Genomic DNA, 22471 nt, shown 5'->3' on the forward strand with positions numbered 1-22471 from the left:
ATGACCAAGTTCGACCCGGCCGCGTTCGACGCCCACTGCAAGGACGGGACCCTGCCCACCATCTCGTGGCTGGTCGCGCCCTACCTGTTCTCCGAGCACCCGGAGGCCGGTCCGGCGTACGGCGCGCACTGGGTCGACCAGGCGCTCCAGTCGCTGATGTCCAACCCGGAGGTCTGGAAGCACACCGTCTTCCTCGTCATGTACGACGAGAACGACGGCTACTTCGACCACGTGGTCCCGCCCACCCCCGAGGCCGGCACCCCCGAGGAGTTCACCCAGGGCCGCGCCATCGGCCTCGGCAACCGCGTACCGCTCTGGGTCGTCTCGCCTTGGTCGCGCGGCGGCTGGGTCGACTCCCAGGTCTTCGACCACACCTCCGTCCTGCGCTTCATGGAACAGGTCACCGGCGTCGCCGAACCCAACATCTCCGCCTGGCGCCGCGCCGTCTGCGGCGACCTCACCAGCTGCTTCGACTTCACCGCACCCGACTACTCCATCCCCCAACTACCCGACACCACGGCCCTGATGGCCCGGGCCGACGCGGGAACCAAGCTCCCGGGCGTCCGACTCCCGGCCACGGGAACCCAGTCCATGCCCGTCCAGGAGCGCGGCGACCGCCCGCACCGCCACCTGCCCTACCAGCCCTGGGCGGACGTGGAGGTGGACCGGCGGACCGGCAAGGTCACCTGCACCATGAGCAACGACGGCTCCGTGGCGTTCCCGTACACCGTCTACCCGAACATCGTCCACCCGTTCGCGGGCACGCCGTTCACGGTGGCGCCCGGCGCCTTCGCCACCTACGTGTGGGAGGCCGCGACCACCAACGGCCGCTACGACTTCACCGTCCACGGCCCCGACGGCTTCGTCCGCCGCTTCGCCGGCACCGTGATCCGGGACGGCGTGAACGGCCGGAGCGGCGCGAACGGGCCGGCCCTCCCCGACGGTCAGAACGACGTCGGCGTCCCGGTCGTCACCGCCGACCTCTCCGGCTCCGGGCGGCTCACCCTGCAGCTGGTCAACGACGGCATGACCGACGTCTGTTTCACCGCCGCGCCCAACGACTTCGCCGGCACCGCGCAGACCGTCCGGGTCCGGCCCGGCAAGCAGGTCAACCTCGCCTGGCCGCTGGACAAGCAGGGCCGCTACGACGTGGTGGTCACCGCCGCCACGGGCCTGCGGTTCACCCAGCGGTACGCGGGCTGGGTGCACTGATCATCGGACGGGGGTCGTGACGCAGAAGCCTTCGTCACGACCCCCGTCACGGCTCGCGTCACTGCCCCCGTCACGGCCTCCGTCACGGCTCGTGTGACAGCGTCCGTCACGGCCCGGGGCGCCGAACCGGTGACCCCCGGCCGTGGCGCGGCCGTCCGTCCGGGGCCCGCCGCTACCGTCGGCTCCATGCAGAACATCACCCCATGCCTCTGGTACGACGACCAGGCCGAGGAAGCCGTCCGCTTCTACGTCTCGCTCTTCCCGAACTCCCGGATCACCGGGATCACCCACTACGGCGAGGCGGGCCCGGGGACCCCCGGAAAGGTCCTGACCGTCGCCTTCGAACTCGACGGCCGGCCGTTCGTCGCCCTCAACGGCGGCCCGCTGTTCCCGTTCACCGAGGCGGTCTCGCTCCAGATCGAGTGCGACGACCAGGCCGAGGTCGACCGGCTCTGGGCGGGGCTCCTGGAGGGCGGTGGCGAGGAGAGCCAGTGCGGCTGGCTCAAGGACCGCTGGGGCTTCAACTGGCAGGTCACCCCGCGCGTGCTGATCGACCTGGTCAGCGACCCGGACCGGGCCAAGGCCGACCGGGTCTTCGCCGCCATGCTGACGATGCGCAAGATCGACATCCAGCAGCTGCTCGACGCCGCGCGGGGGTGACCGGATGGCCGCCCCCGCCCACCGCTACGTCCTCTACCTGCACGCGACCCCGGAAGCGGTCTGGCACGCCCTCACCAGCGCCGACGAGTCCGGCCTCTACTGGGGGCACCGCAACGTCTCCACCTGGCTGCCCGGCGCGGCGTGGGAGCACCGGCGCACCGACGGGTCCGACACCGCCGACGTGGTCGGCACGGTGGAGGCCGTCGACCGCCCGAACCGGCTGGTCACCACGTGGGCCGGTCCGGGCGAGCAGCGCCCGGCCGGGCCGTCCCGGGTGACCTTCGACCTCCAGGGGTACCGCGACCTCACCCGGCTCACCGTCACCCACGACAACCTCGCGGACGAGGCCGAGCGCGCGGACGCCGAGGCCGGCTGGTCCGCCGTCCTGTCCAACCTCAAGACGTACCTGGAGACCGGCCGCCCGCTCCCGCAGGAGCCCTGGTCGATGCCCTGACCCCGCCCGCCCGCGACTCCGCCCACGCCCCTGCCCGCCCGGTGCTCTCCGGCCGCCCGCCCACCCGGCCGCCCGTCCGGCCGTTCAGCTCCGCTGCCGCTGCTGCCGCTGCTGCCGCCGCAGCCGTGAGGGCCGCAGCCGCCCGCCCCGCAGGCGCTCGCCCCGGACGAGCCGGCGCAGCCAGGCGAGCCGGGAGAACCGCTCCCGGCTCGCCACCGACGCCCGGTCCAGCTCCTCCATCAGCCGCCGGCCGCGGTGCTCCGGGTCGAGCTCGTCGAGGATCCGGTCCACCTCGGCCAGCAGCGCGCCGTGCAGCTGCCAGGCCTCCGGGTGTTCGCGGACCCGGTCGAGCAGCAGCCGGGCCACGTTCTCCCGGCTCGCCCAGGCGGCGGCCAGCTCGGCGGTCAGCCGCTGCTCGGCCTCCTCGGCGTTCCGGCTGACCTGGGTGGTGACCAGTACGGCGAAGCTGACCAGCGCGCCGCCGACGTGGGCCAGCAGTTCCTCCAGGGCCACCGCGACGTCCGGGGCGACCAGCGGTTCGCCGGCCGGCCGCCGTTTGGCGAGGTCGGTGAGGGAGCGGGCGAGGACCCGGATCACCACCACGCAGATCTCCAGGGTGTCCAGTCCGGTCCGCAGCACCAGCCGGGAGAGCAGTCCCTCGCTGATCCGGGGGTTGAGCCGGAGGCTGTCCTCGGCCTGCCGGAGCGCGGCGTCGACGTCGGCGATCGCCTGGTCGAGCCGACGGGCCTCGTGCAGGCGTTCGGCGGCGCGGGCGACCGGGGTGGGGCGGTCGAGCTGCTCGGCCAGGTCGAGCAGCAGCTGCCGGGCCCGGCGGGCGAGGTCCTCGATCGACTCGCCCGCCGTGTCCACCCAGACCGGTGGCGCGAACAGCAGGTTGAACAGCAGGCCGACGACCGCGCCGATCAGGGTCTCCAGCACCCGGTCCCAGGCCTGCGAGGCGAGTTTGGTGACGCCGAGGATCAGCATCGCGCTGATCGCGACCTCCTGGACGAACTCGTCCACCCGGACGAACCGTCCGACGACCAGGGAGGCCAGGATCACCAGGCCCAGGCTCCACCAGGAGAGCCCGACCACGGAGCTGAAGCCGATCGCGATCAGGACGCCGACCACCACCGAGTTGACCCGGCGGATGCTGGTGGTGAGCGTCGAGTAGACGGTGACCTGGACGACCAGCAGCGCGGTGAGCGGCGCGGTCAGCGGGGCCGGCTCGCTGCTGAGCCAGGTCGCCACCACGTAGGAGAGGGTGGCGGCGACGGTCGCCCGGACGGTCTGCACGACGAAGGGCTCGCGGGCGCCGCGGCGGACCGCGGCGGCGACGGAGTCCGGTAGCAGGGACATGCGGACCTTCTTCCCCGAAGCGCCGGTTCACACCTTCCCGGGGCCCGCCGGTACCCGAACGGTCCGCCGCCTCAGGGGCGCGGACGCCGGTCCCGCAGCAGCTTCCACGGTGCGAGGGCGGACTCGACCTGGACGGCGAGGCTCATCTTGGACGCGCCCTTGACCCGCTCCTCGAAGCGGATCGGCACCTCCTTGACGGTGAGTCCGCGCTGCACCACCCGGTAGTTCAGCTCGACCTGGAACGAGTACCCGTTGCTGTCCACCGTGGACAGGTCGATCGCCCGCAGCGTCTCCGCGCGCCAGGCCTTGAAGCCGGCGGTGGCGTCCCGCACGCCGAGGCCGAGGATGGTGTTCACGTAGAGGTTGGCCCAGCTGGAGAGCGCCTTGCGGTGCCACGGCCACTCCTCGGCGGTCGAGCCGCCCGGCACGTACCGGGAGCCGAGGACCACGGCGGTGTCGTCGGCCAGCAGGGTCTCCAGCATGGTCGGCAGGACGGCCGCCGGGTGGGAGAGGTCGGCGTCCATCTGGACCACGACGTCCGCGCCCTCCTCCAGGGCCTGGGTCATGCCCGCGACGTAGGCGCGGCCGAGGCCGTCCTTCTCGGTGCGGTGCAGCACCCGGATCCGGCCGCCGGACTCGGCGGCGAGCTTGTCCGCGACCTCGCCGGTGCCGTCGGGCGAGTTGTCGTCGACCACGAGCAGGTGGAGATCCGGCAGTCCGAGGTCGGCGAGCTGTCCGGCGAGGACCGGAAGGTTCTCCCGCTCGTTGTAGGTGGGCACGACCACAACGACCTTCGGGGAGGCCTCGACCATGTTCTATCCCTCGCGTGCTTCTCGGCCGGTGCCGCGCGGTCGCCGCCGGCTCCGGTCCGGACGGATGTCCAGTACTACGGCCGTGTGAGTCTAGCCGCGACGGTTCGTGGGCCGTTCCGCCGGTCCGTCCACCGGTCGGGGCACCCGCCCGACCGGCGCGTGGCCCGAACCGCTACCGGGTTCGGCGCGAGCTCCAGGCGGGGGCGACCAGGGCGACCAGGGCGACGGCGAAGCCGATCTGGAGCAGGTGCCTGATCCAGTCGATGCCGGAGGTGTGCCGGACGCCGATCCAGCCGGCCACCGAGTTGCCCAGCCAGGCGCCCGCCGCGCCGAGCAGCATGGTGAGCCACCACGGGATCGACTGCGGGCCGCGCAGGATCAGCTTCGCGAGGACGCCCAGTACGAAGCCGATGAGCAGAATCCAGAGGAGCTGGAACATCGCATTCCACCTTTCGAGGCGCGTTTCCCCATGATCGCCCGAACGGCCCGGTGCGGCACCTCGGAGGCGCCGGTCGCCGCCGGCGGCCGCCGGTCAGTGCCGGTCAGCGCGCGCCGCCGCCCACGGAGCCAGCGCCGCCGCCGCCTCCGCCGTCCCCGCCCGCGCCGCCCGCGGAGCCCCCGCCGCTGACGTCCCCGCTCAGCGCGGCGCCGGTCGCCGGGTCGAAGACGTGCAGCCGCGCGGTGTCGATCCACAGCTCCAGCGGAGCCCCCTCGGCCGCCCGGGTGGCGGTGCCGATCCGCGCCACCACCTCCCGCCCGGGCGCCCCGGCACCCGCCTCCCGCTGCCGCGCGCCGATCTCCTCCAGGCCGCCCCCGGCGACCGCGTCACCCTCGACGGTGAAGTGCACGAACACGTCCGAGCCCACCGACTCGACCACCTCGACCCCGGCCGTGACGGTCACCCCGCCGGTCGGACGCTCCAGCAGCGCGGCGTCCTCGAAGTGCTCCGGGCGGATGCCGACCACCACCTCGCGCGGTGCGTCGGCCGCGGTGAGGCGCCGGCGCAGCCGGTCGCCCACCGGCAGGTCGCCCAGCGCGGTGCGCAGCACGCCCTCCTCCAGCCGGCCGTGCAGCAGGTTCATCCCGGGCGAGCCGATGAACCCGGCGACGAACAGGTTGGCCGGCTCGTCGTACAGCCGCTGCGGGGGGCCGACCTGCTGGACGACGCCCGCGCGGAGCACCACCACCCGGTCGCCGAGCGTCATCGCCTCGACCTGGTCGTGGGTGACGTAGACGGTGGTGGTGCCGAGCCGGCGCTGGAGGCGGGAGATCTGGGTGCGCATCTGGACCCGCAGTTTGGCGTCCAGGTTGGAGAGCGGCTCGTCCATCAGGAAGGCCTTGGGGTCGCGGACGATCGCCCGGCCCATGGCGACGCGCTGGCGCTGCCCGCCGGAGAGGTTGGCGGGCCGGCGGTCGAGGTGCTCGGTGAGGTCGAGGATCCGGGCGGCCTCCTCCACCTTCGCGGCGACGACCGCCTTCTCGGCCTTGGCGAGCCGCAGGGCGAAGCCCATGTTCTGACGGACGGTCATGTGCGGGTAGAGCGCGTAGCTCTGGAACACCATCGCGATGTCCCGGTCCTTCGGAGCCAGGTCGTTGACCACCTGCCCGCCGATCCGAAGGGTTCCCCCGGTGATGTCCTCCAGGCCGGCGATCATGTTGAGGGTGGTGGACTTCCCGCAGCCCGAGGGCCCGACCAGGATGACGAACTCGCCGTCCGCGACGGTCAGATCGACGTCGTGGACGGCGACCGAGCCGTCCGGGTAGCGCTTGCTGATGCCGTCGAGGGCGATCTCGGCCATCGGTTCAGGTCACCCCTTCACTGCGCCGGCGGTGAGGCCGGCGACGATGCGGCGTTGGAAGAACAGCACGAAGAGCACGATCGGCACCGTGATCACCACGGCCGCGGCGGCGATCGAGCCGGTCGGCTGCTGGAACTGGGAGCTGCCGGTGAAGAAGGCGATCGCGGCCGGGACGGTGCGCGCCGCGTCGGTGGACGTCAGCGAGATCGCGAAGAGGAAGTCGTTCCAGCAGAAGATGAAGACCAGGATGCCGGTGGTGAACACACCCGGTGCCGCCAGCGGGGCGATCACCAGGCGGAACGCCTGGGCGGGTGTCGCGCCGTCCACCTTGGCGGCCTTCTCCAGGTCCCACGGGATCTCCCGGAAGAAGGCCGACAGGGTGTAGATCGCCAGCGGCAGCGAGAAGGTCATGTAGGGGATGATCAGCCCGAGCCAGGTGTCGAAGAGTCCGAGCACCCGCTCGATCTCGAACAGCGGGGAGACCAGCGAGATCGGCGGGAACATCGCGATCAGCAGCGACATGCCGATCAGCAGTCGCTTGCCGGGGAAGCGCAGCCGGGCCACCGCGTAGGCGGCCATGGTGGCGAGCACGACGGCGAGGGTGGTGGCGATCACCGCGATGCCGATCGAGTTGACCAGAGCGCGGGTGAACTCGGAGGTGCGGAAGATGCCGCGGTAGTTCTCCAGTGTCCAGCTGCGCGGGACGAAGTCCCCGTCGGACAGGGTGCTCGGGTCCTTGAAGGAGAGGGCGGCGATCCACCAGACCGGGAAGAGCGCGTACAGCACGACCACCAGGTTGACCAGGCCCCAGCCGGTCCGGGCGCGGGCCTGCCGGGCGGTCACCGGCCCTCCGTCGCGTCGCCCGGCGCGGCCGCGCCGAAGACCTTGACGAAGACCAGGGCGATCGCCGCCACGCAGAGGAAGATCAGCACCGAGATCGCCGAGCCGATCCCCAGGTTGAGCGCGGTGAAGAGGTTGTCGTAGCCGAGGATCGACACCGAGCCGGTGTCGTTGGCGCCGCCGGTCAGCACGTAGATGTTGTCGAAGATCCGGAACGCGTCCAGGGTGCGGAACAGCAGCGCCACCAGGATGGCCGGCTTCATCAGCGGCAGGACGACCAGGCGCAGCCGCTGCCCGAAGCCGGCGCCGTCGACCATCGCGGCCCGGACGGTCTCGGTGGGGACGAGGGCCAGCCCGGCCAGCAGCAGGAGCGCCATGAACGGGGTGGTCTTCCACACCTCGGCCAGGATGATCAGGCCGATCGCGGGCCAGTGCTCGGTGAGCGGGGCGCTGTCCTCGGGGAGCAGCGCCGCGAGGTAGCCGGTGCCCGGCGTCCAGGCGTACTGCCAGGAGTAGGCGGCGACGACCGTGACGATGCCGTACGGCACCAGCACCGCCGTGCGCACCAGGCCGCGGCCGACGACCGCGCGGTGCATCACCAGCGCCAGGGCCAGGCCGAGCACCAGCTCGGCGGTGACCGAGACGGCGGTGATCAGCACCGTCACCCCCAGGGCCTGCCACCAGTACGGGGAGGAGAGCACGGCGCCGTAGTTGGCGAGGCCGACGAACGAGGCCTGGTCCGGGAAGCGCAGGTCGTAGCGCTGGAGCGAGAGGTAGACGGCGTAGCCGACCGGGTAGGCCGTCACCAGGGTCATCACCAGGACGGCGGGGGCGCACAGCAGCCAGCCGAGGCGGCGTTCCTGGCGGGAGCCCTCCGAGCGCTTTCCGGGCGGCGCGGCGGTGACGGCTTCGCGGGTGGTGGTGCCGGTCATGGAATCAGCCCCTTCGAGCCGAGTGCGTCCCTGATCTGGCCGGAGAGCGCGGCGACGGTGCGCTCCGGGTCCACCGCCGAGGGCGGCGAGAGGGCGTGCGCGACGGCGATCGAGACGTTCTGGTACGCGGGCGTCTGCGGCCGCACCGAGGCGGTCTCCAGGGCCGCCAGGACGTCGGCCGCGAACGGGTAGCTGTCGGTGAGTTCGGCGGCGGTGTACAGGCTGCGCAGCGAGGGCGGCAGCCCGCCCTTGAGCGCGTTCGTCAGCTGGTTGTCGCGGTTGCGCAGGCAGAGCGTGGCCTCCTGGGCCAGGTCGGGGTGGCGGGAGTAGGCGCCGACGGCGAGGTCGATGCCGCCGATGGTGACGGTGGCCGGCCGGTCCGGGACGACGGCCGGGTAGGGGGCCCAGCGGAAGTGCCGGAACAGCTCGGGCTCGTTGGCCTTCATCGACGGGTAGACGAAGGGGTAGTTGAGTTCGAAGGCGGCCGTCCCGGATTCCATCGCCAGCCGGTTCTGGTCCTCCATCTGGTTGGCCAGGGAGGGGTCGGCGGCGGGGGAGCGGGCGAGGTCGCGGATGACCCGCGCGGCGGTGACGGCCGGTTCGCCCAGCGAAGGCGCGGTCGCGTCGGGGGTGAGGATCGACCCGCCGGCGCTGGTGACGAGGGTGTTGAACCAGACCGTCAGGCCCTCGTACTGGGCGCCCTGGACCTCGACGAAGTGCGGCTTGCCCTCCGCGTCCAGCTGCCGTGCCCGGTCCAGGAGTTCGGCCCACGTCCGGGGGGCGGTCGGGACCAGGTCGTCGCGGTACCAGAGCAGTTGGGTGTTCGAGTTGTACGGGACGGCGTAGAGCCGGTCCCGCCAGGTGGCGGTGCGCAGCGCGGCGGCCAGGGTGTCCTCGCTCGCCCGGTCCCTGAGCGCGCCGGTCCATTCGCGGGCCCAGCCGGCCTCGGCGAACTCGGCGGTCCAGGTGACGTCCAGGCCCATGATGTCGACCCCGCTGTCGTGCGCGGCGAGCCGGCGGACCAGCTGCTGGCGCTGGCCGTCGGCGGAGCGCGGCAGCTTGTTGTAGCGGATCGCGTAGCGCCCGCCGGAGGCGTTGCCGCAGGAGTCGGCGGCCTGCTGGAGCGCGCCCGAGTCGTCGGGGAAGTTGTACCAGTCGAGGGTGACCGGGCCGTTGCCGCTCCCGTTCCCGGCGCCGCTGCCGCAGGCGGTGAGGACCCAGGTGAGCAGCAGGACCAGGGCGAGTGCGGCCCGGTCGCGGGGTCTCGGCATCGTGCTCCCTCCGGCGTCGGTCGGCGGCTGGGCCACGCTAGGCCGACGGGGCCGTGCCGGGGCGGAGCCGGCGGTGCGACACCCCCGACGGCATCCGGGCGGCGTAGCCGTGACGCGGTGTGGGGTGCCGGGCGCCGGCGCCGATCCCGCGCCCGCCCGAGCGGACCGACGCTGACACACCGTCACCGGTGGTGGCCGGAGCGCCCCCGGAAGCGGCGTCGGGCCGGACGGCTCTGGCGGGCGCGACCACCCAGCCGCTACGGTCTGGATCATCACTCGTCCGGCCGATCGGCCGTCGCCCCGTCCTGGCACCTTCCGGGAGTCGTCATCAGCACCCGATCCACCGTCAGTCCCCCGCTCACGCTGCCCGACCTGCTGGACGACCGGGCCGCCAGGCACCCGGACCGGCCCGCCCTGCTGGTCCCGGGCCGCCCGGTGCTCGACTACCGCCGCTGGCGGGAGCGGGCGGTCCGGGCGGCCCACGGGCTCGCCGGGGCGGGCGTCAGGCCGGGGGACCGCGTCCTGCTGCTGTTCCCCAACAGCGCGTGGGACGAGTACGCGGTGGCCTTCCTCGCCGCGCACTACGCGGGCGCGGCGGGCGTCGTGGTCCGCGAGGACCTCGGCCGGGAGGACACCGCGCGGCTGGCCGCGGCGAGCGAGGTCCGCTGGGCGGTGGCCGGTACGGCGGACGACCCCCGGGGCGGGGAGGCGGGCGTGCCCTTCCTGCGGCTCGCCGAGCTGGAGGCGGCCGGCGGGCCGGCCGGCGCCGACGAGCCGCCGCACCGGCCCCGCCCCGACGACCTCGCCCAGGTCATCGGCACCTCCGGGACGACCGGGGCGCCCAAGGGCGTGCACGCCGCCCACGCCAGCCTGACCGCCGGTCAGCGGCTCGACCCGCGCCCGCGCCCGTACGCGCACTCGGCGCACGCCGTGCAGGCCTTCCCGATCGGCACCAACGCGGCCCAGGTCGTCCTGGTCAACGCACTGGTCGCCGCGCCCGCCACGGTCTGCCTGCCGCGCTTCGACGCCGAGGAGTTCGGCCGGACCGTCGAGGAGCACCGGGCGGGCACCGTCTTCCTGGTGCCGTCGATGGCCGTCGAACTCCTCAACTCGGGGGTCGCCGGCCGACGCGACCTCAGCAGCGTCCTGCTGGTCAGCTCCTCGGCGGCCGCGCTCCCGGCCCCGGTCTCCGCCGCCCTCCGCGAGGCGCTGCCCGGCGCGACCGTCGTCAACACCTACACCTCCGCCGAGGCCTCGCCCGCCCAGATCTCGGCCGTCGTCGACGCCCGCCGCCCGGGCTCGGTCGGCCGCCCCGCCAACCCCGCCGACCTGCGGCTGCTCGACGCCGACGGCCGCCCGGCCGAACCCGGCGCCGTCGGCGAGGTCTGGCTGCGCCAGCCCGGCCCGCCGCGCGGCTACGTGGCCGGGCGCACCGAGTCGGCCGCCGTCTTCCGGGACGGCTGGGTCCGGATGGGCGACCTCGGCCGGCTCGACGCCGACGGCTACCTGTACCTGGTGGACCGCGAGAGCGACATCATCAAGTCCGGTGCGCTGAAGGTCTCCACGCTGCGGATCGAGGACGTCCTGCACGCCCACCCGCGGGTCGCGGACGCGGCCGCGCTGGGCGTCCCGCACCCCGTGATGGGCGCCGTCCCGGTCGCCGCCGTGGTGCCCGCCGCCGACGGCCTGGACCTCGACGAGCTGCGGCTCTTCCTCTCCGCCCGGCTCGGCCGCGCCGAACTGCCCGTCCGGATCCTGGTCACCGACCGGCTGCCGCGCAACCCCAGCGGCAAGGTGGTCAAGCACGAGCTGCGGGCCCGCTTCACCGAGCCGGCCGCCGATGCCCCGGCCGCCCCCGGCACCCCGCCGGCCACCGGCCGCGAGACCGCGCTGGCCGCCCTGTGGCGCAAGGTCCTCGGCCGCCCGGTCCACGCCGTGGAGGACGAGTTCTTCGCCCTCGGCGGGGACTCGTTCCGGGCCGTCCAGCTGGCCGCCGCGATCACCGAGGAGTTCGGCGTCACCGCGAGCACCGCCCTGGTCTTCGAGCGGCCCTCGCTCCGCGCCCAGGCCGCCTGGCTCAGGGACGCCCCCGCGGCCGTGGCGGACCGGCCCCCGGTCGCGGAGTCCGAGGTCTCCGCCTTCCTCCGGGAGCTGCGCGCCCAGCCGCACGACGTGCCGCTCACCTCCCAGCAGGAGAACTTCCTGCGCTGGACGGCCGAGGCCGAGGGCCGCAACGTCGGCGCGGTCGCGGTGATGTTCCGGGTCACCGAGCCGCTGCGGACCGACCTGCTGGCCGAGGCGCTGCGCGAGGCCGTGCGCCGCCACCCGGCGCTGCGCACGCGGTTCGTCCCGGTACCGGACGCCGTCGAGCCGGGCGTGCGGCGCGCGGTCGTCGACGAGGAGCCGGCGGTCGAGCTGGTGCTCGCCGAGGCACCGGGCGAGAGCGACGACGAGGTCTCGGCCCGCCTGGTCGCGGTCCGCGACCGGCTCACCGACATCGGCGAGGGGCCGATGACCGGACTCGCCGTCATCAGCCGGGGCCCGGACGACCACGCCGTGCTGCTCGCCGTCCACCACATCGTCGGCGACGGCTGGTCGGTCGGCGTGCTGCTGCGCGAATTGGGCGTGATCTACTCGGCGTTGCGGCGCGGCCGCCCCGCACCCGAGCCCCGGCCGGGACCGGAGTACGCCGAACTCGTCGCGTGGTCCAACGCCCACTGGACGGCGTCCCGGGCCCACTTCGCCCGCACCCTGGCCGGTGCGCCGGAGGCGGTCCACCCCTTCCCCGGCCGCGCCGACACCGAGACGGTCCTGAGCGCCGCCCACCGCCTCGCCGTCCCGGCGCTCCGTGCCGAGGCGCTCCGCGCCCGCGCCGCCGAGGCCGGCGCGACGCCCTTCCAGGCGCTCGCGGCCGTCTGGCTCGGCCTGCTCGCCGACCGCAGCGGCCAGTCCGACCTGGTGCTGATGACCCCGGTGCCGGGCCGCACCAGGCCGGAGGCGGAGCGGTTGGTCGGCTGCTTCGTCCAGTCCTTGCTGCTGCGGATCGACGCCTCCGGTTCGCCCGGCTTCGCCGAACTGCTCGCCCGGGTCCGGGAGACGTCGACGGCGGCACTGGACCACCAGCTGTACCCGTTCGCGGAGTTCAGCCCGCAGGCGCCGTTCGCGGCCTGGCTGCGCTACGAGAGCTGGAGCGCCCCCGCCCAGCTGCCGGGCCTCGCCTGCACCGCCTGGGAGGTCCCGCGCAGCGCCACCGTCCCGTACCCGATGCCGGGCGGCGACCGCCACGTCCCGGAGCTGGCGGCCACCGAGCAGCCGGACGGCAGCCTGGTCTGCTGGCTCCGCTACAACGAGCACGCCTTCACGACGGGGGCGGTGGAGGCGCTGGCCGCCGAGCTGGAGGCCAGGCTGGCGGAGGCCGCCGGGGTCTGAGCGTGCTGCCCGTCCGGGCCGAGCCGCGGTGCCCACCGGGGCGGTGCGCGGTGCCCGGCCGGGCCCGGCCGCCGTGCCCGCCGGGGAACGGACCGCGGTGTCCGCCGGGGGACGGGCCGCGGTGTTCGCCGGGAACGGACCGGGGTGTCCGCCGGGAACGGACCGCCGTGCCTGCGGAGCCGATGCCGGGTCAGGGTGTCGGCTCCGGCGCGTCCGGAGGTCCGCCGGGAACCGTTCCGAAGGGTCACCCGGACGGGTGGTTCACTTCGGCCGGTTAGCCTCTACGTGACCGTACAACCGTGCGATCCACGTACAGGAGTCCTGCGCCACCATGCTCATCCAGGCCCCGGCCCGCCCTCGACCGGTCGGCACCGTCCCCTCGAACACCCGGGCGCCGCTGCCCACCGCACCTGCCGGGCCCGCTGCACCCGCCGGGCTCGCCTGCCCCGTCGCGGGGAGCGGCCGGTGAAGGGCCTCGCCGGACTCCGGCGAAGCCCGGAGCCACCGTCGGACCCCGCGGGCGGCAGCCCCCGCCCCCGCCCCCGCCTCCGCCTCCGATCGGCCCGGACCGGCGCGATCGCCCTGGCGGTGACCGCCGCCCTGGCCGCCGGGCTGCTGTGGTGGCGCCCGTGGGGCCCGGCCGCCGCCGACCGGGAGAAGCCGCTGGCCTCGGCGTTCACCACGGCCACCGGAGGTTCGGCCCGCTTCGGGGCCGGCGAGCAGCTCCTCCGCTACAAGGTGCGCGCCGAGAACGGGCTCAAGGTGAGCCCCGAGCAGTTCGCCGCCGAGGTGGACGCCGTCCTCGGCGACACCCGGAGGGGCTGGGCCGCGGACGGCACCCACGCGTTCCAGCGGATGCCCGCCGACCCGGTGGACTTCACCGTCTACCTGGCCACCCCGGAGACCACCGACCGGATATGCGGCCAGTACGGGCTGGACACCGGCGGCTGGGTGAACTGCGGCGTGGGCCACCAAGTGGTCGTCAACGTCAAGCGCTGGAACGAGCTGACGGAGTTCTACGCCGGGCAGCCCGAGCTGTACCACGCGCTCGCCGTCAACCACGAGGTCGGCCACGTCCTCGGCCTCGGCCACGTCGACTGCCCCGGCCCGGGTCAGCCGGCTCCGGTGATGATGCAGCAGATCAAGGGCCTGCACGGCTGCGTGCCCAACGGCTGGCCCTTCTCCGAGACCGGCACCCTCCTCACCGGCCCCCTCCTCCCCGCCGCCACCCCGGCCCCGTAGGGGGCGGGCGCGCCTTCCGCCGCACCCCCCGACCGCTCCACTCGCCGCACCCCCGCCGTGCCTCCGACCGGCTCGACCGGGCGCGTGGGCGGGCCGTGGGGCCGAACGGCTTGGCTGCCCGGCAAGTCGGTTACACCTGGTTCCGGCCGGAGAGCCATAGCGCAACCCCATCGGCCGTATACGAAAGGAATCCAGGTGAAGTTCAGGACCGGGCTCGCCGCGCTCGCCCTCGCCGTCGGTACCGCCGCACCGGTGGCGCTGGCGGCGGCTCCCGCCCACGCCGCACTCCTCTGCGGGACCGTCCCGGCGGACTACGTCGGGTCGACGTACCACGTCGCCGGAGCGGGAACCACCTCCGCCTACACGCCGCGCACCTTCGACAGCGGCGGGCAGTTCTCGCCGGCGAGCGAGGGGCGCACCTGGAGCGTGAACCTCCAGGCCCTCACCCTCCACCTGGGGTCGGTGACGTACACGAGCACGTTCCGCGGCTGCGACAACAGCCTGACCAAACCCGGATTCGTGAACCTGTACACGGAGCCGAACACCGTCGGCTACGCCCAGGAGCTCATGCTCACCCGGACCGCCTAGCCAGGGCCCGGCCGGCGCTGCTCCACGGAAGCCCGTGGAGGGAGGTCGGCCGGACCGGGCTTCGCGGCCCGTTGCTCGGCGCCCGGCCGCCGGTCCAGCCGGACGAGGGCCGCCGCGGTGCCGAGCAGGGCGACCAGGGCGCAGAGCTGCGTTCCGTGGTTCATCGCGGTGGTGAACGCCTCGTCCGCGGCGGCGACCAGTCGGCCGGCCGGGCCGGGGGGCAGCTCGGCGGCGAGCAGGTGGGCGGAGGTCAGGTCCTCGGCTGCCGGGGAGGGCGCGTCCGGCAGGGTGCCGGCCAGTCGCGACCGGTAGGACGCGGAGACGACGGTGCCGACCACCGCTATGCCGAGCGCCCCGCCCAGTTCGCGGACCACGCTGTTCACCGCGCTCGCCATCGGCGACTTCTCGCGGGGCACGGCGGCCACGGTCGCCGTGCTGGCCGGCGCCATGACGAGGCCCATCCCCGCGCCCACCGCTCCCATGGTGAGCGCGAGCACGGCGAACGGCGTGGTGACGGTGACGAGGGAGAGGCCGCCCAGGCCCGCGGCCATGACGGCGAGTCCGGTGGCGATGGTGTTCCGGGCGCCGAACCGGGCGGTGCTGCGGTCGCTGGTGCCGGCGGTGGCCGCCATCGAGAGCGCGAACGGCAGGGCGCCGAGCCCGGCCGCGAACGGGCTGTAGCCGTGGACGAGTTGCAGGTACTGGGTGTAGCCGAACAGCAGCCCGAAGAGGGCGAAGAAGGTGATGCCGAGGATGCCGCTCGCGACGCTGAACGTCCGGTCGGCGAACAGCCGCACGTCGACCATGGGGTGGGCGGTGCGCAACTCCCAGTAGGTGAACGCCGCGAGCAGCCCGACCGCCGCGCCGGCCTCGGCGGCGGTGGTGGCCGTCAGCCAGCCGCGTTCGGGGCCCTGGACGACCGCGTCGACCAGGGCGGCCAGGCCGGTCGCGGAGAGCAGCAGGCCGGGGAGGTCGAGCCGGCCGGTGCGGCGGCCCGGCAGGGCGGGGACCAGGAGCAGGGTGGCGGTGAGCGCGACGGCGACCAGTGGCACGTTGATCCAGAAGGCGCTGCCCCAGGCGAAGTGGTCGAGCAGCAGCCCGCCGGTGACCGGGCCGGCCACGATGCCGATGCCGGCGGTCGCGGACCAGACGGCGATGGCCCTGCCGCGCTCCGCGGGGCCGAACAGCGCCACGATGATCGAGAGGGTGGCCGGCATGACGAAGGCCGCGCCCAGCCCCATCGCCGCGCGGAACGCGACGAGTTGGCCCGTCGAGCCGGACAGTGCGGCCGACGCCGAGGCCACGGCCAGTACCGCCAGGCCGCCGACCAGTGCGCGGCGGTGCCCGAACCGGGCGCCGAGGCTGCCCGCGGTGATCAGCGTCGCGGCGAACACCAGCGTGTAGGCGTTGTTGATCCACTGGAGGTCGGCGGTGGAGGCCGGCAGCGCCTCGGCGAGCGCGGGCAGGGCCGTGTTGAGCACGGTGTTGTCGATGGTGGTGACGACCAGCGCCAGGCAGAGCGCCGCCAGTGCGGGCTTGCGGCGCGGGTGGCCCGGCTCCGGGTCGGGTGCGTCCTCGGTGCTCACGATGTCCTCACGGTCGTAAACTTACAAGCGTTAGCTACCTGTTCGAGACGCTACAGCGATCGGCTAACACCTGTAAAGTCGACGGCATGAAGAAGGCCCCCACAGCTACCGACCTCCCTGCCGGCCAAGGCGAGGACGCCTCGACCCGGCCTCGGAACCGGCGCGGGCAGGGCCTGCTACTGCGCGAGGAGATCATCCGGGCGGCGACCGCCCTCATCGTGCGCACCGGCTCCGACCAGGCCGTCACCCTGCGCTCCGTCGCCCGCGAGGTCGGCATCGCCGCCCCCTCGATCTACGCGCACTTCCCCGACCGCGACGCCATCGTCGAAGCGGTCGTCGTCGAGGCGATCGCACAACTCCACCAGGGGATCGCCGCCGCCGTCTCGGCACACGACGACCCGGTCGAGGCACTGCTCGCGGGCTGCGCCGCCTACGTCGACTTCGGCGTCCGCGAACCCGCCCGCTACCGCGTCCTCTTCGGCTGGGCCCGCCCCAAGCCCGAAGCCCCCGCCGACGACCCCGGCCGCCAGGGACTCGACTCCTTCCAGATGCTCGTCGACAACCTCGACGCCTGCGTACGCGCCGGCCGCTCGTCCAGCACCGACCCCTTCGCCGACGCCGTGACCCTCTGGACCGCCCTCCACGGCCAGGTCACCCTGCGCGCGGACCTCCCCGAATTCCCCTGGCCCCCCACCGACACCGTCGAACAGATGGTCCGCCGCCTCGGCCGCATCACCCCCTGACCCGCCCACCGCGCCCGGCGGCGCTGTCGTACCCCTTCGGTACGGTCGGCCCCATGAGCGTCTCCCTCTACTACTCGGCCGACCGGGCGGAGCCCCTGACGGATGCCGAGACGGCCGCCGTCGAGCGCATCGTCGCCGCACACGCGTCCTCGTTCCCCTACCGGGACGAGGAAAGCCTCCACCTGTACGACGGGGGTACCGAGCCGGACGAAGTCCTGGCCGGGTCCACGAAGCTGCCGCCCGACCCCGGGCGGCTGCTGCCGGTGCTGGTCCACGTGCTGGACTCGGTGACCGAGCTGCGCCGCGCCCTCCCGGGAGCGGAGTGGCGCGTCCACATGGACGACCTCGACGTCCCGTGGGACGAGAGCGACGGCTACGCCTTCCCCGGCATGCACGACGCAGACCTCGCGGCCACCCTGGGCGGCTTCTGAGGGACGTTCGGAGTCCGCCCTCCGGCGCCCCGACGCCGGAGGGCGGACGAGCACCGGCCGCTGAGGCGGCGTCCGTGTCCCTTTCCCGGCAGTCACCCCGCTCCCGTGCCGGAGCGGTTCGAGTTCAGAGCGCCCTCCCGTGCAGACGGCTCGTGGATTGACGTGGCCGGCTTCCCGGGCGCTCAGGGCTTCCGATCGCTCACCAGCGGAGTGATCACGGAGGGGCCGACGAACTCGGCGGAGAGGGCGTCCATGATCACTTCGTCACAGACCTGCCCAAGCCAGTACCCGGCCTCCCTCAGCGTTCCCGCACCACGGAAACCGGCTTTCTCGTAAGCGCGGATCGCGGGCTTGTTCGGAGCGAGGACCTTCAGCCAGACCATCCGCAGGTTGGTGATGTGGAACGCGTAGTCGAGGACGAGGCGGGTCGCCGCGGTGCCCAGCCCTCTCCCACGGGCCTCGGGAGCGAGCATCACCACGTACTCGGCGGTGCGGACGGATGGATCGGGCAGCAGGGTGGCGACACCAGCCGGGACGGGAGCGTCGTCGGCGAGATTGTAGATCGTGAAGCGGACGTTGTCGCCGCGAAGTTGATTCGCGATGCCTTCGATGCGGGACTCCAGCGATTCGGGCTGTTGACGGCCGTATCCGACAAGGAGGGCGGGGTCCTGTTCCCAGCGCCAGTAGGTCTCGACCAGATCGGCCCGGTAGGGGCCGAGCCCACAAGCTTCGGCGCGGACCCAGACAGTCGGTTCATGGCTGGCGGCGATGGCGTGCTCCGAGGGTGAGGACGGGCGTGTAGGCGCCGGTGGAGGACGGTTCGGCGACCGGTGCGCCGTCTTCAGTCTGCACCCACGCGTGCAGCCGTACCGGGTCGGCGGCGATCCCGTGGCACCAGGTGACGGCGAGACGTCGGGCAGCCAGCAGCAACACGGTTGCGACGGACTCCTCCAAACAGGCCGTGCGGGCCGGGGAATGCCATCCGGCGGCCCGGACTGCGAGCACGGCGGCCTTCGCCTGTTCGGGGGTGGCTGGTAGGAGGCAGCTCGACGAGGCCTGGTGAACGGTGCGGATGATGCGGAGCATCGTGGTCCGGGAGTCCCCGGCGGCCTTGACCGCAGCCAGTGTCGCCAGCGCCCCTGCGCCCCCGAGTAGCGCTCTGAGTCGGACGGGACCTGGCCGGGTGGCTCCGGCGGGGTGCTCGGCGCTTCCCCAGCTCGCCCGCGCGGTGGTGGCCTGGGTCACCGGCCACGGCCGGGCGGCGGAGGCGGGTGCGAGGAGCCCCGCAGCCGAGAGCCGGCCGGCGAGTCGGCCGGGCAGCGGGGAAGGGGCGCCGATGCGCGCGGCCTCCCGGAAGCACCCGGCGGCATCGGGCAGCAGGCATTGGACGCACCCGGTGCGGTAGTCGACGAGTACCAAGACGTGCCCGAAGTCGATGGGGTGAACGTGGTGGGGCGGGGCGGCGAAGGCAGGCGGATCAGTCACGGGAACCGTTCCTCACGCTGGCGTGGGTCCAGGCGGCAACCGGGTCGCGATGGTGCGCCGTCAGCCACGCTTCGACGGTGAGGGCCTGTTCCAGGGTGGCGAGGGGCAGGGGCAGGCCGGCGGATGCCCGGGCCAGGTGGCGGCGAAACAGGGTGGGGTGGACGAGACCGAAGGCGGCGAGATTGCCGTCGGCGAGGGCGGACAGCTCCGGGAGGTTGGCACGCATCCCGGTGTAGTGATCGGCGTCGAAGCTGCCTTTGGTGGTGCGGGTCGCCGTCTCGGACGGCAACAGGTGGGCCATGGCGCGGGCCAGGGTGGGCTTGTAGGCGTACAGCGGTGGGCGTCGGAGGAGTGGCACCGTCAGCACCGCGTCCACCACAGCCGGATCGAGGAACGGGTTGTGCAGCTCGACGCCGCAGGCGGCGGCGAGCTGGGCATCGGAGGCGGCTGTACGGGCGACCTCGCGGATCTCGTCCACCAGAACCCGCACCGAGAAGTCCAGGCCGGTCAACGGGTCGGCCTCGGCGGCTGTTCGGCGGGCGGCCTGGCCGAGGAGACCGGCGGCCCGCGGGGTGGCCCATGGAGGGAACGGCAGCAGCGGGAACCAAGCGGCTCGGCCGTGGTCGTCGCGGCCGGGCGCTCCGACCATGTCGGCGAGGGCGGTCAGCGCCTCTCGGCGACTGGTGAGGGCGGTGAGGGCGGCCTCCCGCAGCAACGGGCCGACGGGAATGCGGCGAAGCCGGGCCCAGCCGAACGCCTCGGTGACTGCTCGACGGCCTCGGCGGTGGCGGATCAGGTCGGCAAGGCGGATGGGCGGTTGGAAGAGGACACTGTCGCCGCCGTCGCCGGTCAGATGAGTACGGGTGCCCAACTTCATGCGCATCCAATCCAGTTGACCGGTCAGACGGGCGCGTGTGAGGGTCGATGGCGCCGGTTCGTCGGTTGCCGGAACCTCGGTGATGGCGGTGTAGGGCAGATGCCGGTCGGTCAGCGGCAGCAGGCGGTGCGTGATGCGGTGAGCGTGGCGCGCCGCCGTCAGGCGGGCGTGGTGGAGGTCGGCGCCGCCGAGGTCGCCGTCAGGGTGGACGGTGACGGCATTCAGACGTCGGTCGGAGGGCAGGGCGGTGGCGGCCAGGACCGTGATGCTGGTGGAGTCCAGCCCGCCGGACAGATCGCACGACAGCGCCGGGTCCGAGACGACCCGAAGCGTGACCGCGCGTTCCAAGGCGTCCCGGAGCCGAATATGGGGCAGCAGGTCGGGCACCGGGTCAGGCCGCCAACGAGTGGTGATGCGGGGGTCGGAGCCGTCGGCGGGAAACTCGATCCGAGAGCCGGGCGGCAACTGCCGGACCCCGTCGAAGAAGGACCGGTCGCCTACCAAGGCCGGCACTGACGGCAGGAACACCGCGCACGCCAGCCGTTCGATGTCGATCGAGGCCCCGTTCAGGGAGGCGAGGGACCGCGCGGACGTGGACCAGGCCCAGCCCTCGTTCCACCGGGCCGCGTATACCGGGCGGGCGGCGGCCGGGTCCGTGTGCACGACGACGGCTGTCGTGCCTTCTTCCACCACTACATAGGCGCCGGCCCAACGCCAGGCCACATCTGCGGGTGGGGTGCTGCTGTTCAACAGCGACAGCTCGAACTCACCGGCCCCGCAAGGACCGAGTACGAGCACCCTGCGATGGCCTCCGTCGGAGGCGACTACACGTGCCGGGTGGTCACCGATCCGCCAGGCCGACGATCCGGCCGTGAGCAGATCGGCACCGACGGGGAGCGGATGGGAAGCGGATGTGGTGCTGAACCCTCCGAAGAGCACGATTCCTCCTTGGGGAGAGCAGGCGAGAGAGTGGTGCGGCCCCGACGAGCCGGGGCCGCACCACCAGCGGGTCAGCTGTTGTAGGCGCGGCGCTTGTCCTCGCTGCTGCCCTTGCCCTGGCCCTCGGTGAGGACGGCCACGTCGCCGATCTCGACGACCGGCTCGTCGTCCGTCGGGTCGATGGTGTGCTGCTCGACCATGAGGTGTTCCCTTTCTGTGAAATTGCGTGTGCTGCCCGGTCTGCGTCGGCAGGACCGGACCCGGCACCCCGGGGCGGGGGCCGTATCTCCCTCGCAGGAAGGAAACCTTCCGGGGTGATCTGACAGTCAGTCAACAGGTGCATACTGGCCGTGAACACGGTAGATAGGTCATTGATGTCTGAAACCCTTGAAACGTGGGTCCGGAGGCGGCGCTGATGGCAATCGGGCGGACACCGAATCAGAGGTTGGCTGGGCTGATGGCCGAGTGCCGGTGGTCGAGCAACGGCGAGTTCGCTCGTGCGGTCAACCGCGCGGGAACAGAGGCCGGTTTGAAGCTGAAGTACGACGAATCGGCCGTGTCCCACTGGCTTTTGGGTACCCGTCCCATAGTGAAGTACCGGCGGGTGGTTCTGGAGGCCCTGAGCCGCCGTCTCGGACGGCCCGTCACGGCTTTCGACGCAGGCTTTGCCGATCAGCCTGATGTCCGGACCCGATCCACCGATACGGTGACGGGACTGATCGACCTCGGGAGTGCCGACATGGATCCATCACGTAGGGGAGTGCTCGGGGCGGGGCTGTACTCGGTTGCGCTCACCGTTCCCGGTTGGCCCGACGCCGTAGGGCGGTTCGAGAAGCTCAGGACCGATCCGCGCAGCAGGATCGGCATGGGCGAGGTCGAGTCCGTCATCGCCATGACCGAGCGCATCAGCGAGATCGACGACCAGTTCGGTGGCCGGACCGCCCGGCCGATGGCGGCCGCGTTCCTGGTCAACAACATCGTTCCGTACCTTCGGGCGACCGCCTCCGAACCGGTGCGCAGGGCGATGCTCTCGGCCGCCGCCGACCACCTCTACCTGACCGGCTACATGGCCGTGGACGAGCGCCTGGACACGCTCGGCCAGAGCTACTACACGAAGGCGCTGGAACTCTCCCTCGCGGCCGGAGACCACCTCACCTACTGCACCACCCTGCGTGGCATGAGCGTGCAGGCCGTCGAACTCGGCCACGGCGCTGCGGCCTTGCGGTACGCCGAGGCCGCGTCGACCGCCTCGCCCCAGGCGGGGCCGAGGATGCGCGCCTTCCTCGCCGGCCAGCAGGCCCACGCCCTCGCGCAGACCGGCGACCGTGCCGGAGCGCTGGCGATGCTCCACGCGGCGGAGGTGGCCATGGAGCGGGCCGAGTCCAAGGCCAAGGCCCATGGTTCCTACGATCCCGCGTCCCTCGCCTACCACGTCGCCCAGGTCAACTTCGAGCTGGGCGACCGCGACGGGGCGATCCGGGCGCTCCAACGTTCCGAGGAGGTCCGGCCCGCCGTGTACCGGCGGGCCCGCGTCCGTCACCGGGCGATGCTCGCCGAGTGGCAGGTCGCGGTCGGCCGACTCGAAGAAGCCGTGCGAAACTGGCACCTGGCGTTGGACGACTACCCCCAGGTCCGGTCCGGCCGAGCGGACGACCGCCTCCGCGCCATGATCGCCGCGACCAAACCCCATGCTCGCAACCACCAGGTCCGTGAACTGGTGGACCGCGCTCGGCCGATGGCGATGGGCCGCACGGTCTGACGCGGAGCCCGGACTTGTTCCTCGGGCGTTGGGGTGGATCCCCCGACGCCCGA

Annotated in this window: 21 protein-coding genes; 9 read left to right on the forward strand and 12 right to left on the reverse strand. The window is 73.2% G+C overall.

Annotated features, from left to right (window positions below; all coding sequences use genetic code 11):
* From AC067J_RS22470 to AC067J_RS22480, 3 genes are all read left to right on the forward strand, one after another.
* The coding region (locus AC067J_RS22470; RefSeq protein ID WP_478301824.1) for an alkaline phosphatase family protein at positions 1-1212 on the forward strand (1212 nt) is incomplete at its 5' end.
* Positions 1213-1398: 186 nt separating this feature from the next.
* Entirely contained in the window at positions 1399-1872 is a 474-nt protein-coding gene (locus tag AC067J_RS22475) for a VOC family protein (RefSeq protein WP_478301826.1), read from the forward strand.
* A gap of 4 nt (positions 1873-1876) precedes the next feature.
* Positions 1877-2326 (forward strand): SRPBCC family protein, encoded by a 450-nt coding sequence (locus tag AC067J_RS22480; RefSeq protein WP_478301827.1) that lies wholly within the window; start codon positions 1877-1879, stop codon positions 2324-2326.
* 84 nt (positions 2327-2410) lie between these two features.
* On the opposite strand, the gene AC067J_RS22485 is transcribed toward AC067J_RS22480, so the two are convergent.
* The 7 genes from AC067J_RS22485 to AC067J_RS22515 form a co-directional block, all read right to left on the reverse strand.
* Complete coding sequence (locus AC067J_RS22485) at positions 2411-3685, reverse strand: FUSC family protein (protein ID WP_478301829.1); 1275 nt, start codon at positions 3683-3685, stop codon at positions 2411-2413.
* 71 nt (positions 3686-3756) lie between these two features.
* Complete coding sequence (locus AC067J_RS22490; RefSeq protein ID WP_478301831.1) at positions 3757-4497, reverse strand: polyprenol monophosphomannose synthase; 741 nt, start codon at positions 4495-4497, stop codon at positions 3757-3759.
* 172 nt (positions 4498-4669) lie between these two features.
* Positions 4670-4936 (reverse strand): GlsB/YeaQ/YmgE family stress response membrane protein, encoded by a 267-nt coding sequence (locus AC067J_RS22495; protein WP_478301833.1) that lies wholly within the window; start codon positions 4934-4936, stop codon positions 4670-4672.
* A gap of 103 nt (positions 4937-5039) precedes the next feature.
* Positions 5040-6296 carry an ABC transporter ATP-binding protein gene (locus tag AC067J_RS22500; protein WP_478301835.1) on the reverse strand — a complete coding sequence of 419 codons (1257 nt, stop codon included), beginning with the start codon at positions 6294-6296 and terminating at the stop codon, positions 5040-5042.
* 9 nt (positions 6297-6305) lie between these two features.
* Positions 6306-7139, reverse strand: a complete 834-nt coding sequence (locus AC067J_RS22505; RefSeq protein WP_478301837.1) for a carbohydrate ABC transporter permease — start codon at positions 7137-7139, stop codon at positions 6306-6308.
* Entirely contained in the window at positions 7136-8068 is a 933-nt protein-coding gene (locus AC067J_RS22510) for a carbohydrate ABC transporter permease (RefSeq protein ID WP_478301839.1), read from the reverse strand. Before AC067J_RS22510 ends, AC067J_RS22505 begins: the two co-directional genes overlap by 4 nt.
* A complete protein-coding gene (locus AC067J_RS22515; protein WP_478301841.1) occupies positions 8065-9339 on the reverse strand; it encodes an ABC transporter substrate-binding protein in 1275 nt (424 codons plus the stop codon). Before AC067J_RS22515 ends, AC067J_RS22510 begins: the two co-directional genes overlap by 4 nt.
* Positions 9340-9714: 375 nt before the next feature.
* Between AC067J_RS22515 and AC067J_RS22520 the strand changes: the two genes are divergently transcribed.
* The 3 genes from AC067J_RS22520 (at position 9715) to AC067J_RS22530 (ending at position 14598) form a co-directional block, all read left to right on the forward strand.
* Positions 9715-12768 (forward strand): class I adenylate-forming enzyme family protein, encoded by a 3054-nt coding sequence (locus AC067J_RS22520; RefSeq protein ID WP_478302176.1) that lies wholly within the window; start codon positions 9715-9717, stop codon positions 12766-12768.
* Between the two features lie 588 nt (positions 12769-13356).
* Positions 13357-14010: a DUF3152 domain-containing protein gene (locus AC067J_RS22525; protein ID WP_478301842.1), complete on the forward strand. Its 654-nt coding sequence runs from the start codon at positions 13357-13359 to the stop codon at positions 14008-14010.
* 195 nt (positions 14011-14205) lie between these two features.
* A complete protein-coding gene (locus AC067J_RS22530) occupies positions 14206-14598 on the forward strand; it encodes a hypothetical protein (RefSeq protein WP_478301843.1) in 393 nt (130 codons plus the stop codon).
* Here AC067J_RS22530 and AC067J_RS22535 read toward each other — a convergent pair.
* A complete protein-coding gene (locus AC067J_RS22535; protein ID WP_478301845.1) occupies positions 14595-16184 on the reverse strand; it encodes an MFS transporter in 1590 nt (529 codons plus the stop codon). The genes AC067J_RS22530 and AC067J_RS22535 overlap by 4 nt on opposite strands.
* A gap of 86 nt (positions 16185-16270) precedes the next feature.
* On the opposite strand from AC067J_RS22535, the gene AC067J_RS22540 reads away from it, so the two are divergent.
* Positions 16271-16927, forward strand: a complete 657-nt coding sequence (locus tag AC067J_RS22540; RefSeq protein ID WP_478301847.1) for a TetR/AcrR family transcriptional regulator — start codon at positions 16271-16273, stop codon at positions 16925-16927.
* Between the two features lie 53 nt (positions 16928-16980).
* Complete coding sequence (locus AC067J_RS22545; RefSeq protein WP_478301849.1) at positions 16981-17358, forward strand: hypothetical protein; 378 nt, start codon at positions 16981-16983, stop codon at positions 17356-17358.
* A gap of 182 nt (positions 17359-17540) precedes the next feature.
* On the opposite strand, the gene AC067J_RS22550 is transcribed toward AC067J_RS22545, so the two are convergent.
* The 4 genes from AC067J_RS22550 to AC067J_RS22565 all read right to left on the reverse strand — a co-directional run bounded on the left by AC067J_RS22550 (position 17541) and on the right by AC067J_RS22565 (position 20859).
* Positions 17541-18203 carry a GNAT family N-acetyltransferase gene (locus tag AC067J_RS22550; protein ID WP_478302178.1) on the reverse strand — a complete coding sequence of 221 codons (663 nt, stop codon included), beginning with the start codon at positions 18201-18203 and terminating at the stop codon, positions 17541-17543.
* The gene (locus tag AC067J_RS22555; RefSeq protein ID WP_478301851.1) at positions 18112-18843 is read right to left on the reverse strand and encodes a lasso peptide biosynthesis B2 protein; all 732 of its coding nucleotides are present in this window, start codon (positions 18841-18843) and stop codon (positions 18112-18114) included. Before AC067J_RS22555 ends, AC067J_RS22550 begins: the two co-directional genes overlap by 92 nt.
* Complete coding sequence (locus AC067J_RS22560) at positions 18836-20659, reverse strand: albusnodin/ikarugamycin family macrolactam cyclase (protein WP_478301853.1); 1824 nt, start codon at positions 20657-20659, stop codon at positions 18836-18838. Before AC067J_RS22560 ends, AC067J_RS22555 begins: the two co-directional genes overlap by 8 nt.
* Before the next feature lie 71 nt (positions 20660-20730).
* Positions 20731-20859, reverse strand: a complete 129-nt coding sequence (locus AC067J_RS22565; protein WP_478301855.1) for an albusnodin family lasso peptide — start codon at positions 20857-20859, stop codon at positions 20731-20733.
* Between the two features lie 215 nt (positions 20860-21074).
* On the opposite strand from AC067J_RS22565, the gene AC067J_RS22570 reads away from it, so the two are divergent.
* The gene (locus tag AC067J_RS22570) at positions 21075-22418 is read left to right on the forward strand and encodes a tetratricopeptide repeat protein (RefSeq protein WP_478302180.1); all 1344 of its coding nucleotides are present in this window, start codon (positions 21075-21077) and stop codon (positions 22416-22418) included.
* Positions 22419-22471 lie beyond the last annotated feature (53 nt).

The sequence above is a fragment of the Kitasatospora sp. NPDC042419 genome (assembly GCF_056437345.1).

Bases quoted from the DNA above. Each gene is read 5' to 3' on its own strand.
- AC067J_RS22570 (WP_478302180.1), top strand. From the start codon at position 21,075: ATGGCAATCGGGCGGACACCGAATCAGAGGTTGGCTGGGCTGATGGCC.
- AC067J_RS22490 (WP_478301831.1), bottom strand. From the start codon at position 4,497: ATGGTCGAGGCCTCCCCGAAGGTCGTTGTGGTCGTGCCCACCTACAAC.
- AC067J_RS22510 (WP_478301839.1), bottom strand. From the start codon at position 8,068: ATGACCGGCACCACCACCCGCGAAGCCGTCACCGCCGCGCCGCCCGGA.
- AC067J_RS22545 (WP_478301849.1), top strand. From the start codon at position 16,981: ATGAGCGTCTCCCTCTACTACTCGGCCGACCGGGCGGAGCCCCTGACG.
- AC067J_RS22480 (WP_478301827.1), top strand. From the start codon at position 1,877: ATGGCCGCCCCCGCCCACCGCTACGTCCTCTACCTGCACGCGACCCCG.
- AC067J_RS22485 (WP_478301829.1), bottom strand. From the start codon at position 3,685: ATGTCCCTGCTACCGGACTCCGTCGCCGCCGCGGTCCGCCGCGGCGCC.
- AC067J_RS22565 (WP_478301855.1), bottom strand. From the start codon at position 20,859: ATGGTCGAGCAGCACACCATCGACCCGACGGACGACGAGCCGGTCGTC.
- AC067J_RS22475 (WP_478301826.1), top strand. From the start codon at position 1,399: ATGCAGAACATCACCCCATGCCTCTGGTACGACGACCAGGCCGAGGAA.
- AC067J_RS22495 (WP_478301833.1), bottom strand. From the start codon at position 4,936: ATGTTCCAGCTCCTCTGGATTCTGCTCATCGGCTTCGTACTGGGCGTC.
- AC067J_RS22500 (WP_478301835.1), bottom strand. From the start codon at position 6,296: ATGGCCGAGATCGCCCTCGACGGCATCAGCAAGCGCTACCCGGACGGC.
- AC067J_RS22515 (WP_478301841.1), bottom strand. From the start codon at position 9,339: ATGCCGAGACCCCGCGACCGGGCCGCACTCGCCCTGGTCCTGCTGCTC.
- AC067J_RS22540 (WP_478301847.1), top strand. From the start codon at position 16,271: ATGAAGAAGGCCCCCACAGCTACCGACCTCCCTGCCGGCCAAGGCGAG.